Origin of the sequence: Sphingomonas sp. 1F27F7B (genome assembly GCF_005503355.1) — a bacterium.
Classification (GTDB): Bacteria; Pseudomonadota; Alphaproteobacteria; order Sphingomonadales; family Sphingomonadaceae; genus Sphingomonas.
The window spans coordinates 59,615-70,928 of record NZ_SCMK01000025.1; the positions used below are offsets into that span (position 1 = coordinate 59,615).

The window sequence follows — 11,314 nt, forward strand, 5'->3', positions numbered from 1 at the left end:
CTCTCCTGAGCGTTGCCGGACTGTAACGAACGCGCTTCGATTCGCGTTCCAGCAAGCAGCTCTCGCCCGGGCGCAAAAGAAAACGGCCCGGCGAGTTTCCCCGCCGGGCCGCGATTTCCGCTTCCGCTGCCGAAGCCTAGTTCCGCTGGCTGCCGAACAGGCGCAGCAGGAACAGGAACATGTTGATGAAGTCGAGGTAAAGCGTCAGCGCGCCCATCACCACCGTCTTGCCCATCATGTCCGTGCCCTGGACGTAGAAATACAGGCTCTTGATCTTCTGCGTGTCATAGGCGGTGAGGCCCGCGAACAGCAGCACGCCGATCACGCTGATCGCCATGCTCAGCGGGCCCGAGCCGATGAACATGTTGACGATCGAGGCGACGATCAGGCCGACCACGCCCATGATCAGGAACGTCCCCCAGCCCGAAAGATCGCGCTTGGTGGTGTAGCCCCACAGGCTCAGCCCGGCGAAGCCCGCGGCAGTGCCGAAGAACACCTGCGCGATCGAGCTGTCGGTATATTGCAGGAAGATCGTCGAGAGCGACAGGCCCATCGTCGTCGCATAGATCCAGTAGAGCGCCTGCATCGCCGGGGTGGAGAGGCTGCGCTGGGCGAAGCTCATCACCATCACGATGCCGAGCGGCGCCAGCATCACGATCCAACCGAGCAGCGACGGCGAGACGCGGCCATTCTCCTGCACCGCGAACAGCACGTCGATCGCGCCGCTCTTGGCGAAGGCGAAGGCGACGATGCCGGTCAGCAGCACGCCCGAAGCCATGTAGTTGTAGACGGACAGCATGTACGACCTGAGGCCCGCGTCGCGCGTATCCGCGTCCGCGCCGGCGGTCACATAGGGCGCGCCCGTCCGGGTATCCCAGTCAGCCATTTCAAAACTCCTTTGCCCGGCACCTGCCGGTATCGGTGAATATCGCCCCCGCGCCGGGTGTTTTCAAGCAAAACCGGGCGCGCTAGTGCCTCGGCCATGATCCGCCTGTTCGTCGGCCTGCGTCCGCCCGCCTCGATCCGCGCCCAGCTGCTCGCACTGATGGGCGGCATTCCCGGCGCCCGCTGGCAGGACGACGGGCAGCTCCACATCACGCTGCGCTTCATCGGCGAAGTCGACGAGCGCGCCGCCGAGGACGCCGCGCTCGCGCTCTCGGCGGTGCGCTGGCCGCCGCTCGAAATCGGGCTGGAGGGCGTCGGCACATTCGACAGCCGCGGCCGGATCAACGCGGTCTGGGCCGGCATCCGCCCCCGCGAGGCACTTGCCGGGCTCCATCGCAAGATCGACCAGGCGCTGGTCCGCGCCGGGCAGCCGCCCGAGCGGCGCGCCTATCTCCCCCACATCACGCTGGCCCGGATGAACGCCCCCGCCGAAGCGGCCGAGCGCTTCGTCGAGGCGCATGCCGGCCTCGCCAGCCCGCCCTTCATGCTCGACCATTTCTACCTGTTCGAAAGCCATCTCGGCCATGACGGCGCGCGATATGAGCCGGTGGAGCGCTACGGGCTCCGGGACTGACGAAGCAGGCAGACCAAGGGTAAGAACCCAAACAAGTATCTGATTTTCCTTCGTCATCCCCGCCCCTTCCTTCGTCATCCCCGCGCAGGCGGGGATCCAGGGCCAGGCGCGGAACGGGTGTGGCGGGTCCTGTCCTCTCCGGAGAGCGTTCGTGCGGTGGCACCGATATCCCACATTACCCTGGATCCCCGCTTTCGCGGGGATGACGATTGAAGGAATATGAGCCCCGGCCTAGGCTTTCTTCTTCGCCTCCAGCACCGCGCGCACCTTCCGTGCCAGCTGCTCGCGGGTATAGGGCTTGGAGAGCAGCTCCACCCCGGCATCCAGCCGCCCGTCATGCACGATGGCGTTCTCAGTATAGCCCGAGGTGAACAGCACCACGAGCTGGGGCAACCGCGCCCGTGCCAGCCGCGCCAGCTCGGGGCTCTTCAGCGCGCCCGGCATCACCACGTCGGTGAACAGCAGGTCGATCGCCACGCCGCTCTCGATCACGCTCAGCGCGCTCTGCGCATCGTTGGCGCGCAGCACGACATAGCCCAGGTCGGTCAGCAGCTCGACAACGGTCGCCTGCACGTCCGGATCGTCCTCGGCCACCAGGATCGTCTCGGCGCCGCCGCGCATCGTCACGGTCTCGGGCGACGCGACCGCCACTTCCTCGCGCCCGCGCACCCGCGGCAGATAGAGCTTCAGCGTGGTGCCGTGGCCGAGCTCGGAATAGATCTTCACATGGCCGCCGGACTGCTTGACGAAGCCATAGACCATCGACAGCCCCAGCCCCGATCCCTGCCCCTCGGGCTTGGTCGAGAAAAAGGGTTCGAACACCTGCTCGATCAGCTTCGGATCGATGCCGGTGCCGGTGTCGGTCACCGCCAGCATCACATACTGGCCCGGCGGCACGTCATCCAGCCCGCTGGTATAGGCATCGTCGAGCGAGGCGTTCGCCGCCTCGATCGTCAGCTTGCCGCTGCCCGCCATCGCGTCGCGCGCGTTGATCGCCAGGTTGAGGATCGCATTCTCCAGCTGGGTCGGATCGGCCTGACAGTTCCACAGGCCTCCGGACGTGATCACTTCGATCGCGATCGCCTCGCCCAGCGCGCGGCGCAGCATGTCCTCCATGCCGCCCAGGAACCGCCCGATGTTCAGCACGCGCGGCTCGAGCGGCTGGCGGCGGCCGAAGGCGAGCAGCTGGCTGGCCAGCTTCGATCCGCGCTGCACCCCCGCCAGCGCGTTCGCCACTCGCCGCTCGGCCTTCTCATTGCCCTGCACGTCACGCGTGAGCAGCTGGAGATTGCCCGAGATCACCTGGAGCAGATTGTTGAAATCATGCGCCACGCCGCCGGTCAGCTTGCCGATCGTCTCCATCTTCTGCGCCTGCTGGAGTGCAGCGAACACCGTCTCGCGCTCGGCCACCGCTTCGGTGACGCGCGTCTCCAGCCGTTCGTTGAGCAGGCGCAGCTCTTCCTCGGCGGCGGCGCGGCGCGCCAGCTCGCGCGCCACCGCCTCGAACAGCCGGGCATTGTCCATCGCCAGCGCCGCCTGGCCGGCCAGGCTCACCAGGCTCGCCTCGGCCGCCGCGCTGAACCGGCCGGGCTCGGGATGGCCGTAGAGCAGGCCGCCGATCACGTCGCCCGCCGGCGTGCGCACCGGCACCGCCAGATAGGAGCGCACCGGCAGATGCCCCTCGGGCATGCCCTTGAACGGCGCGTTCCGGCCGTAGCGCGCATCCGCGGTGACGTCGTCGACGCGGATGATGCCGGTGCCGGCAAAGGTCGGCTCGAACAATTTGGTGATCCGCGGCATCGGGAACTTGTCGAACACCGATCGCGGCGCCCCGGCCAGCGCGTAGAGCATGTAGCGCTCGCCCTCGTTCTCGTCGGTGCTGTTGTAGAAGAAGGCGCCGAACTTTGCCCCGATCAGCGCCACGCCCGCGTCCACCGCAGTCTGCGCCACCCGTGCGCTGTCGCGCTCGCCGGTGATCGCGGTACCTGCCTGGTTGACCACTTCCAGCGTGCGCGACTTCTCCTCCAGCGCCTCGCGCATGTCGCGCTCGCGCGCCGCCGTCTGGAAATGCTCTGTCCGATCGGCGCTGGTACCGAAGATGCCCATCACCTTGCCCGCGGCGTCGCGGATCGGCGTCATCGACAGGTCGACATGGATGTCGATCTTCTCGCCGCCGCCGCGCGTGGTCTGCACGTGCAGGCCAGGCCGGAGCACCGGCTCGCCGGCGAACGCCTGCTCGAAATGCGTGCCCACTTCCTCCCACACCGCCGGCCAGCTCTTGCGATAGGAGCGTCCGAAGATCCGCGCGTCTTCGTCGCGATAGGCGTCGAGGATCCGGTCGTTGTAGAAAAAGAGATAATCCGGGCCCCAGGTGACGAACGCGCGCTGCGGCGAAGCGAGCATCAGGTCGATCGCTTGCCTGAGCTCGCGCGGCCAGCCCGCGACCGGCCCCAGTTCCGGCACCGCGAAGTCCGGCGCGCGCAGCCTGTCCCCTGTTTCTCCGCCGTGGCTGGGCCAGGCGGCATCGGCTTCAGCCATCCATGCTCCCCATGCGCCCCCGCCCCGGCCGTGGTTTATACATGCTGTGTCCCCCGGGAAAAGACGCCGCCGCCGATATGGCGCGGGTGGCAGAGTTCCCGCCTCGAAGCGGCATGTCGGCGCTGGGTGCAGCCTATCATGCCGATCGCCATGCCGGGGGGATGCCTGTCGCAATTCGTTACGTCGCGCGCCGTTCGCCAGCCATCCGCATCAGGACCGCCGCGCCTGGGGCCAGACCCCTGCTCGGGTCGGCACGATGCAGACGTCCGCCTCTGACATCGCGCTGGACCATCACCAACGGCCGAGGCCGGGTGGAAAGCTGACGCTGGACCTGATCTGCTAACCGGTGAAGATCGTAGTTTCGTCGATCACGGACCACCCGCTCCCATCCCGCACGAGGCTGGCGGTAACACGTTGCCGCCTGCTGCCGTAGTGGACTGTCACATGACAACGAAGCGTGCGAGGCTCATCCCCGCGCGGCTGATCGCACTGCATATCCGACCACCTGGTGATCGGGCGCGGACGCCCAGTGAAGATGCCGCCTGGATCTTCCACGCCCTTGGCGGCGAGCGCGGTAGCGATCTCGTCGGCGCGGCGTTGGAGCAGCGCAGTCCGGAGTTCCGCGGCACTGGGGCAGAAGCTCGGATTGGCACAAGTGAGAATCGTAATCAGCAGAGTCGCAAGCATTAAGCGATCCTTATCCACAGCCCCCTTGATCGTATGTTCATCGAAAGGGGCGATGTCCGCCATCGGGGCGCTTCCCGCCGGACCGCCTTAGGTCGTGAAGGGGTGGAAAGTGGAAAGCCGTCATTCGCGCCTATAGCTCGTTGCCCGCTTATCTATGCCGTCCTCGAAGACGAGCATCCGCTCGCAATGAGGGCAGCGATAGGCGATCGAACTCCGACTCCGTATTGACCAATCAGCTTTGTCCCCGGCGAATTCCGCCTTCCAATCGAGCTGCTCGATTTCGTCAAGGGCCGCGAACAAGTCCCCTTCGGATATGAGTGTCCATTCATGGGGACAGGGTATTGCCCCATCCGAAAAGGTGCGTCCGCAAGGGCAATGAATTGTTCCCATGCTCTGCCTCCACCCTGGCAAGAAACATCCGCTAATGGGCCTGCACCCGCCCGCTCCCGACCCCTTAGCCGGGCCGCCCCAGCCGCGCCACCAGCGCGTCGGCGGCGACGCTGACATCGGCCCAGGTCGCGTCGAAGTCGCGGTCCGTCCCGTAATAGGGATCGGCGACCGAGCTGCCCTCGCGCCCCGGCACATAGTCCATCAGCAGCCGGACTTCCGCCGTGCCGTCCGCCGGCGCGAGCGCCGCGAGGTCGCGCAGATTCTGGTCGTCGAGCGCCAGCACATGATCGAAGCGGCGGAAATCCTCCGGCCGCACCTGCCGTGCCCTGAGGCCGGAAATGTCGACCCCGTGCCGCCGCGCCGCCGCCTGGGCGCGGCGATCGGGAGGCGCGCCGACATGCCAGTCGCCGGTCCCCGCCGAATCCACCATGATGTCGAGCCCGGCGCGTTCCGCCGCCGCCCGCAGCGCACCTTCGGCCAGCGGCGAGCGGCAGATATTGCCCAGACACACGAACAGCACCGACGTCACCTCAGCCTCCCGCCCCGCGCCGCGTCACATCGCGTGGAAGACGCCGCAGGCGATGCGTCCGCCCGAATTGCCCGTGGGATCGGTCTTGTAGTCGTCGGCATTGGCATGGACAACCAGCGCGGCGCCGTCCTCGTCCATCAATCCGGCATAGGTGCCGCCCGGAAGCACGAAGATCGTGCGGTCGCGACCGTCCTCGCCCACCGAGAGATTGGGCATGTCGCCGGCATGCGGGCCCATCGGATTGTCCTTGCCATGCTGGTGCGCGGTCGGGTTCCAATGGCCGCCGGCGCTGGCGAAGTCCGGCCCCTCGCACTTGCCCACCGTGTGGACATGGGTGCCGTGCACCCCCCTGGTGAGGCCGTGGACCTCCACCATCACGCGGATCGAGCCGTCGACTTCCTCCGCGATCGCCTTGCCGACATCCGTGCCGTCGGCCATCTTCAGATCGGCCTGGGCGCGCGAATGGCCGGCCATGTAGCGCGCGTCCTTCTGCGGGCTCGCGCAGCCCGCCACCGTCAACAACCCCGCCGCCAACAGCAAACCACGCATCGCCCTGCACTCCGGATAGATGTTCCCGTCACGTAATGGCTGGCCGGGGCGCCGGTTCCAAGGGGTCAGCGCAAACATTCTCCGTCCGCCTTGCCGGAGACGCTGCCCACCCCGAGGATGATCCTGGCCCGCCGCTCGAAGGTCAGCGCCTGCCAGCGCCCCGAATTGCCGATCGCCGTGCGGCTCCTGAGGAAGGTCAAATGGAGCATCTCATACTGCTCCGGATCGATCCGCCGCTTGTCGAGCAGGCAGCCCCAGCGATCGAGATTCCAGGCCCAGTCGCGTTGCACGCCGTCCTGATCGATCGAGCGGGCGAGCGCGCCATACCAGGCGAAGATCGCGCCGAGCCGGTCCCAGCGCTCGCCTTCGGGCATCGCCGCGAGCTTGCGCCGCAGCCGCGCCAGGTCCTCGTCCAGCGGGAAGCCGCCCTGCTGCACCTTGGTGTCGACCGCCCAGCGTACCTTGCGCAGCGTGATCGGCCCCTCGGGAAACACCCGCAACAGGTCCTGCCGCACTGCCTCGAGCAGCGCGAGATAGGTGTCGAGCTGGACCTGGAGCATCGCGTCGTTCTCGAACAGCGCGTTCAGTTCGCCCGACATCACCGGATCGAGCTTCCCGTCCGGCCCGTGCGCCGCCAGGATCCGTTCGCGGCACTTGGCCTTCACGGGCACCGCGAGGCAGGCGTGCGAGAAGATGGTCTTGCCATGGACCGGCATCAGCGCGTTGCGTGCGCGGCGGAAACGGCTGCCCTGCGCATGCTTCCACGCCCTGAGCAGGGGCTGGAGGCTGCCCGTGCCGAAATTCCACTGCGCCATGCCGACCGAGACGAGCTGGCTGTCGAAATTGCCCACCGGCATCGCCCAGCAGCCCATCGTCTCGGGGATCGAAGTCTCGCGCATCTGGGCGAAGATCGCCGCCCGGTCGAGCCCGATCGCCGCCAGCCGCGCCGCGCTGTCCGCGTCGATCACGAGGAAGGGCAGGTCGCCCACTTCGCGGCAGGCGGGCCGTTCGGGCGGCACCGGCGCAGTCTGCGCCGCGGCCGGCAAGGCGGCCGTGCCGAGCGCAAGCACCGCCGCGGCGATCAGTGTTTTCATTCGGCTCCCCTGTCCTGCGCTGCGCTTCTCCCGCACCGCGCCGGCGCGGGCAAGAGCCGGCTTTGGCCGCGCCGCGGCCCGACATGGTTACCCGATTGAGCAGTTTCGGCCGGTTTTCCCCGGGAATCCGCCATTTCCTGCTACTCAAATTGGCGAAATACGGTGTCCCTGGGCTAGCTGCCGGCGCGCGCAGCGGCGAGTATCGGCGCAGAGCATGTCGATCCGCCTGCCTCCCGATCCCCCGCCGATCCGGCTCATGACCCGCTTGCTCGCCGAGCTGCAGACGACGGTGCTGGCGCGCGCGATCCGCCTGTTCGACGGCGATCTCGACCGGGTGACGATCTTCGCAGTGATCACTCGCGACACTTATCCCTTCGGCACGCGCGAGGGGCTCGCCCCCACGGTGTCCGCCCATTCGCTCGCCATGTCGCTGTCGCGCCCGTACGAGACGGTGCGCCGGCACGTGCACGCGCTGGTCGATGCCGGCTGGTGCGAGCGGGGAGCCGACGGCGTCCATGCCAGCCATGCCGAGCTGCGCTCGCCCGAGCTCACTGCCTTCCTCACCCTGGTCCACGACGCCGCGGTCCGCTTCGTCGCCGACATGGCGCGCGCCGGCGTGCCGATGCCCGAGGTCGGCACCGTCCGCCCCTATCATCATGCCGCGGGAGTCCAGGCGGCGATCGACCTGATGCTCGCGGTGGTCGACACCAATCGCCGCACGCATCGCGACTGGCTCGAGCTCGTCCTGTTCTCGACCATCTATGCCGCCAATTCGCGCCTGCTCAGCGCCGATCGCGAGCTTGCCTGGCATTATGCCGACGGCCGCAAGGAGCCGCCGTCGGCGCTGCGCGTGCCGGTGCGCACCAGCGCGGTCGCCCGCGCGCTGGGCCTGCCCGAGGCGACAGTGCGCCGCCGCCTCGTCCATCTGCTCGGCGACGGCCGGGTCGAGCGGGTCGGCAAGAAGCTGCTCGTCTCCGAGGCCTGGCTCAACCGCCCGGAATCGATCGCGACCAGCGTCCGGAGCTTCTCCACGGTCCGGCTCCTGCTCGCGCGCCTGGGTGTAAACGGTTTCCCGCTCGACGATCCCGCCCGCGCCTATCTCGCCGGCCGCCCCGCGCCGGTAGCGTTCGACTGAAGCCGGCGCCGCGGTTCCGCCAAAATGGGCAACGTCCCGCTTGAGGACATTGTCCCATCGGCCAATAGCCGGGGCGGACCAGGGAATTCGGGCGGCCGCACCAGCCGCCCCATGTCGCACGGCGCCCGCGGCAACGCGGGGGCCTGGCGGGCTGCCGGCGCCCACCGGCAGTCTCCATCGGTGGGCGCGGGCTCCGGCCCGCGCCCTAACCCGACGGTCCGCTCGCGCGCGGCGGGCTTCCGTGCCGCATCAAAGGTACTGGATCACCGGCGCGCCATCACAGGCGCTGCAACCGGGGTAGCGCGCCGCCGTTGCCGGCCCCGCCAGCGGGCGCCTCTCCGGCAACGCCGTCCGCCTCCTCCACCTCCCCCGCACGCGCCGCCTCCAGCACGGCCTCTTCCGCTTCCAGCGTGCGGGCCCTGTCGATCATTTCGAGCTTCTTGAGAATCGCCCGGTCGGTATCCTCGGGATTGGCGCGCTGGCCGAAGAACCCGCCGGCCGCCTTGGCCGCCGTCCTGGCAAAGGCGATCAGCTCCTTCTGGCTCGCGAGGCGGCGCGGCTGTCCCGCGGTACCGCCGCGCTCGATCAGCAGCCGCAGCAGCCCGTCCGAATAGCGCCGCTTGCGCGAAAATTCGGCACCGTTCCGCCAGACGATCTCATCCCAGCCCTCCACGGCGCGTTCATAGGCGGCCTGTTCGAGCATGGGCGCCACCCGGTCGAGCGCCCGTTCCCAGGCCTCGGCGAACTTCGCGTCGCGCCGCCGCATCCGATAGGCGGACGTGTTGGATATCCGCGCTCGTACACAGGCATCGCGCACGCAGCCCGTCTCGGAGAGCGCGCGAAGGAAAGCGCGGGTGCGCGACTGGGTCCAGCCGTCGTGCCGCTGGCGATAGTCGCGAAACATGCCGTCGCGCCGCGTAGCCTTGCCGGCCGCCTCGGCCAGCCGCGCCGCCCGCTCCGCTCCGGCCCGCGCCACCGCTTTCTCCCAGAGCCGTGCAAAATCGGGATCGCGCTCGCGCACGCCATAGGCGCCGGCAACGTTCATCCCCGCCTCGCGACAGGCACGCCGCACACTGCCGTGCGAAGCGAGCCCGCGCAGGAATGCCTCGCGCACCGCACCTGACCAACGCTGCCGCCCGAATTCGCCCGCCATTGCCGCCTCGCTCCGCCGTGAAGGGAGCGCGCCAGCTATGCCGCGAAATCCTACATGTAAAGAACAAATGAAGAACATAATATCGTCCCGGCCCTCCGCGTCAAGTGCATGCGGCCGGGCCACCAACCGCTCGCACCAGCGCCGCAATTGGGCTGCAATCCGCGCCAAGGCTGCGCCCCGCAAAGACGAAGGGAGAGGAGAGCATGGCCATGCTGGGCACGCCCATGGCGGGAGCGCGCGTGCAATTGGCACCGTTCGCGGACGCGCATGTCGAGCCGCTGCGCGCGGCCTGCGCCGAGGATCCGGAAATCTGGACCATCTATCCGGTGAGCATGGCGGGCGCGCATTTCGACGCTTCGCTGCGCTTGCTGCGCGCGATGCCGGGCTGGACGATGTTCGCGGTGCTCGATCGCGAAGCGGCGGAGGCCGCCGGCAGCGGCGAGGACGGTCGGCCGGTCGGCATGACCAGCTACATCCCGGTGCCCGGTGCGGATGCCGCGATCGAGATCGGCGCGACCTATATCGTGCCGGGCGTGCGCGGCGGCCCGTTCAACGCGGAGATGAAGCGGCTGATGATCGCCCGCGCGTTCGCACAGGGTTACGCCGCGATCCAGTTCCGCGTCGACACCCGCAACACCCGCTCTTGCCGCGCCGTCGAGAAGCTGGGGGCAAGACTGGTGGAAGTGCGCCGGGCGGATCTCACCACCTGGACCGGGTATGTGCGGGATACGGCGGTGTATCGGTTGGGGGTGGGGGAATGGGAGGGGCGAGAGGCCGGCGTGGATCGGGGCGGCATCTGCAATATGTGAAGAACCGCTTCCCCCGAAATTCGAAGACGGTCGTTCATCGCAGATATTGAGACAACATCCAATGGTGAGAGGACACCCACAGATGCGTTCGATTCTAAGAAATATGATCGCACTCCCGCTGTTGGCCGCGGCTCTTTGCGGAAACGGTCAGAGCGAGCCCGGGGAGCAACAATCGCCAACATATAGCCCAAAGGAATTGCAAGAGGACTATTCGGTTCTCAGGACCGCCTTGGAGAATATATATCCAAGCCTCTATCGATTTACCGACCGATCGATCATGACCAAGCTTCTGGACGACGGCTTCAAGTCGCTGGACAGGCCCGAAACGGAGATCGAGTTCTATAAGCTCATCGCCACCATTTGCGCGAGGGTCCACGACGAGCACCTGATACCCAAACCGTCGGAAGACTATTATCTCTCGTTAAAAGACACCCGCCATCACTTCCCTCTTTCCCTGAAGATCATCGATCGAAGGATATACGTTCTCACGGCTGCACAATCGGCCAACGCGATCCCGGTTGGATCTGAAATCATCTCCATAAACGGAAAATCGGCGGAAGAACTCCTCACGACCCTGCTTCCCACCATTCCTTCCGACGGCTATATTCAAAGTTTCGACCTTCGGCACCTGGAAGATTACAGCATGACCGAAGAGGAAAATCTCTTCGATCTTAATTATCCGATATTCGTGGAAGATACCAACTCCTATAGGATAGAGTTTATCGACAGATCGGATCGATCCAAGATTAATGTAGCGACGATCTCCGGCATGGATGATCGCGAATATAAGCGATACTTCTAGGGTCAGGACTCATTGGTCATAGCCAGAAGATGATGGTGGCGGCGAGCGCGATGGCGGAGAAGAAGGTGGTGGGGCAGCGGTCGTAACGGGTAGCGACGCGGCGCCAGTC

12 protein-coding genes and 1 pseudogene are annotated in these 11,314 nt (G+C 67.1%); 4 read left to right on the top strand and 9 right to left on the bottom strand.

Features of this window, described 5'->3' with window-relative positions:
• Window positions 1-136: 136 nt before the first annotated feature.
• Window positions 137-886: a Bax inhibitor-1/YccA family protein gene (locus tag FFS08_RS19410; protein WP_137864052.1), complete on the bottom strand. Its 750-nt coding sequence runs from the start codon at window positions 884-886 to the stop codon at window positions 137-139.
• 96 nt (window positions 887-982) lie between these two features.
• On the opposite strand from FFS08_RS19410, the gene thpR reads away from it, so the two are divergent.
• Window positions 983-1,519 carry an RNA 2',3'-cyclic phosphodiesterase gene (thpR, locus tag FFS08_RS19415; RefSeq protein WP_137864051.1) on the top strand — a complete coding sequence of 179 codons (537 nt, stop codon included), beginning with the start codon at window positions 983-985 and terminating at the stop codon, window positions 1,517-1,519.
• Between the two features lie 231 nt (window positions 1,520-1,750).
• Here the strand turns inward: thpR and FFS08_RS19420 are convergent, their stop codons facing one another.
• The 6 genes from FFS08_RS19420 to FFS08_RS19440 all read right to left on the bottom strand — a co-directional run bounded on the left by FFS08_RS19420 (window position 1,751) and on the right by FFS08_RS19440 (window position 7,306).
• Complete coding sequence (locus FFS08_RS19420; RefSeq protein ID WP_137864050.1) at window positions 1,751-4,057, bottom strand: GAF domain-containing hybrid sensor histidine kinase/response regulator; 2,307 nt, start codon at window positions 4,055-4,057, stop codon at window positions 1,751-1,753.
• Window positions 4,058-4,396: 339 nt separating this feature from the next.
• Window positions 4,397-4,807: a hypothetical protein gene (locus FFS08_RS19425; RefSeq protein ID WP_137864049.1), complete on the bottom strand. Its 411-nt coding sequence runs from the start codon at window positions 4,805-4,807 to the stop codon at window positions 4,397-4,399.
• A gap of 57 nt (window positions 4,808-4,864) precedes the next feature.
• Entirely contained in the window at window positions 4,865-5,251 is a 387-nt protein-coding gene (locus tag FFS08_RS24350) for a DUF8617 domain-containing protein (protein ID WP_502702054.1), read from the bottom strand.
• Window positions 5,199-5,663 (bottom strand): low molecular weight protein-tyrosine-phosphatase, encoded by a 465-nt coding sequence (locus FFS08_RS19430; RefSeq protein ID WP_137864048.1) that lies wholly within the window; start codon window positions 5,661-5,663, stop codon window positions 5,199-5,201. The genes FFS08_RS24350 and FFS08_RS19430 overlap by 53 nt, the downstream gene beginning before the upstream one ends.
• A 24-nt stretch (window positions 5,664-5,687) precedes the next feature.
• Entirely contained in the window at window positions 5,688-6,212 is a 525-nt protein-coding gene (locus tag FFS08_RS19435; protein WP_137864047.1) for a superoxide dismutase family protein, read from the bottom strand.
• Window positions 6,213-6,277: 65 nt separating this feature from the next.
• Window positions 6,278-7,306 (bottom strand): hypothetical protein, encoded by a 1,029-nt coding sequence (locus FFS08_RS19440; protein WP_137864046.1) that lies wholly within the window; start codon window positions 7,304-7,306, stop codon window positions 6,278-6,280.
• A 256-nt stretch (window positions 7,307-7,562) separates the two neighbouring features.
• On the opposite strand from FFS08_RS19440, the gene FFS08_RS19445 reads away from it, so the two are divergent.
• Window positions 7,563-8,441, top strand: coding sequence for a hypothetical protein (locus FFS08_RS19445; protein WP_137864045.1), 879 nt, complete (start codon window positions 7,563-7,565; stop codon window positions 8,439-8,441).
• Between the two features lie 277 nt (window positions 8,442-8,718).
• On the opposite strand, the gene FFS08_RS19450 is transcribed toward FFS08_RS19445, so the two are convergent.
• Window positions 8,719-9,594 (bottom strand): hypothetical protein, encoded by an 876-nt coding sequence (locus FFS08_RS19450; protein WP_137864044.1) that lies wholly within the window; start codon window positions 9,592-9,594, stop codon window positions 8,719-8,721.
• Between the two features lie 203 nt (window positions 9,595-9,797).
• Between FFS08_RS19450 and FFS08_RS19455 the strand changes: the two genes are divergently transcribed.
• Together FFS08_RS19455 and FFS08_RS19460 are read left to right on the top strand one after the other, a co-directional pair.
• The gene (locus FFS08_RS19455; protein WP_137871848.1) at window positions 9,798-10,403 is read left to right on the top strand and encodes a GNAT family N-acetyltransferase; all 606 of its coding nucleotides are present in this window, start codon (window positions 9,798-9,800) and stop codon (window positions 10,401-10,403) included.
• A gap of 277 nt (window positions 10,404-10,680) precedes the next feature.
• On the top strand, window positions 10,681-11,205 hold the full coding sequence (locus FFS08_RS19460) for a hypothetical protein (protein ID WP_137865143.1): 525 nt from the start codon (window positions 10,681-10,683) through the stop codon (window positions 11,203-11,205).
• Between the two features lie 16 nt (window positions 11,206-11,221).
• On the opposite strand, the pseudogene FFS08_RS19465 reads toward FFS08_RS19460, so the two are convergent.
• A pseudogene (locus FFS08_RS19465) lies at window positions 11,222-11,314 on the bottom strand (IS5/IS1182 family transposase); the annotation flags it as partial.

Coding starts and splice junctions, on each gene's coding strand:
- FFS08_RS19410 (WP_137864052.1), bottom strand. CDS start 886: ATGGCTGACTGGGATACCCGGACGGGCGCGCCCTATGTGACCGCCGGC.
- thpR (WP_137864051.1), top strand. CDS start 983: ATGATCCGCCTGTTCGTCGGCCTGCGTCCGCCCGCCTCGATCCGCGCC.
- FFS08_RS19420 (WP_137864050.1), bottom strand. CDS start 4,057: ATGGCTGAAGCCGATGCCGCCTGGCCCAGCCACGGCGGAGAAACAGGG.
- FFS08_RS19425 (WP_137864049.1), bottom strand. CDS start 4,807: ATGGCGGACATCGCCCCTTTCGATGAACATACGATCAAGGGGGCTGTG.
- FFS08_RS24350 (WP_502702054.1), bottom strand. CDS start 5,251: ATGTCAGCGTCGCCGCCGACGCGCTGGTGGCGCGGCTGGGGCGGCCCG.
- FFS08_RS19435 (WP_137864047.1), bottom strand. CDS start 6,212: ATGCGTGGTTTGCTGTTGGCGGCGGGGTTGTTGACGGTGGCGGGCTGC.
- FFS08_RS19440 (WP_137864046.1), bottom strand. CDS start 7,306: ATGAAAACACTGATCGCCGCGGCGGTGCTTGCGCTCGGCACGGCCGCC.
- FFS08_RS19445 (WP_137864045.1), top strand. CDS start 7,563: ATGACCCGCTTGCTCGCCGAGCTGCAGACGACGGTGCTGGCGCGCGCG.
- FFS08_RS19450 (WP_137864044.1), bottom strand. CDS start 9,594: ATGGCGGGCGAATTCGGGCGGCAGCGTTGGTCAGGTGCGGTGCGCGAG.
- FFS08_RS19455 (WP_137871848.1), top strand. CDS start 9,798: ATGGCCATGCTGGGCACGCCCATGGCGGGAGCGCGCGTGCAATTGGCA.
- FFS08_RS19460 (WP_137865143.1), top strand. CDS start 10,681: ATGACCAAGCTTCTGGACGACGGCTTCAAGTCGCTGGACAGGCCCGAA.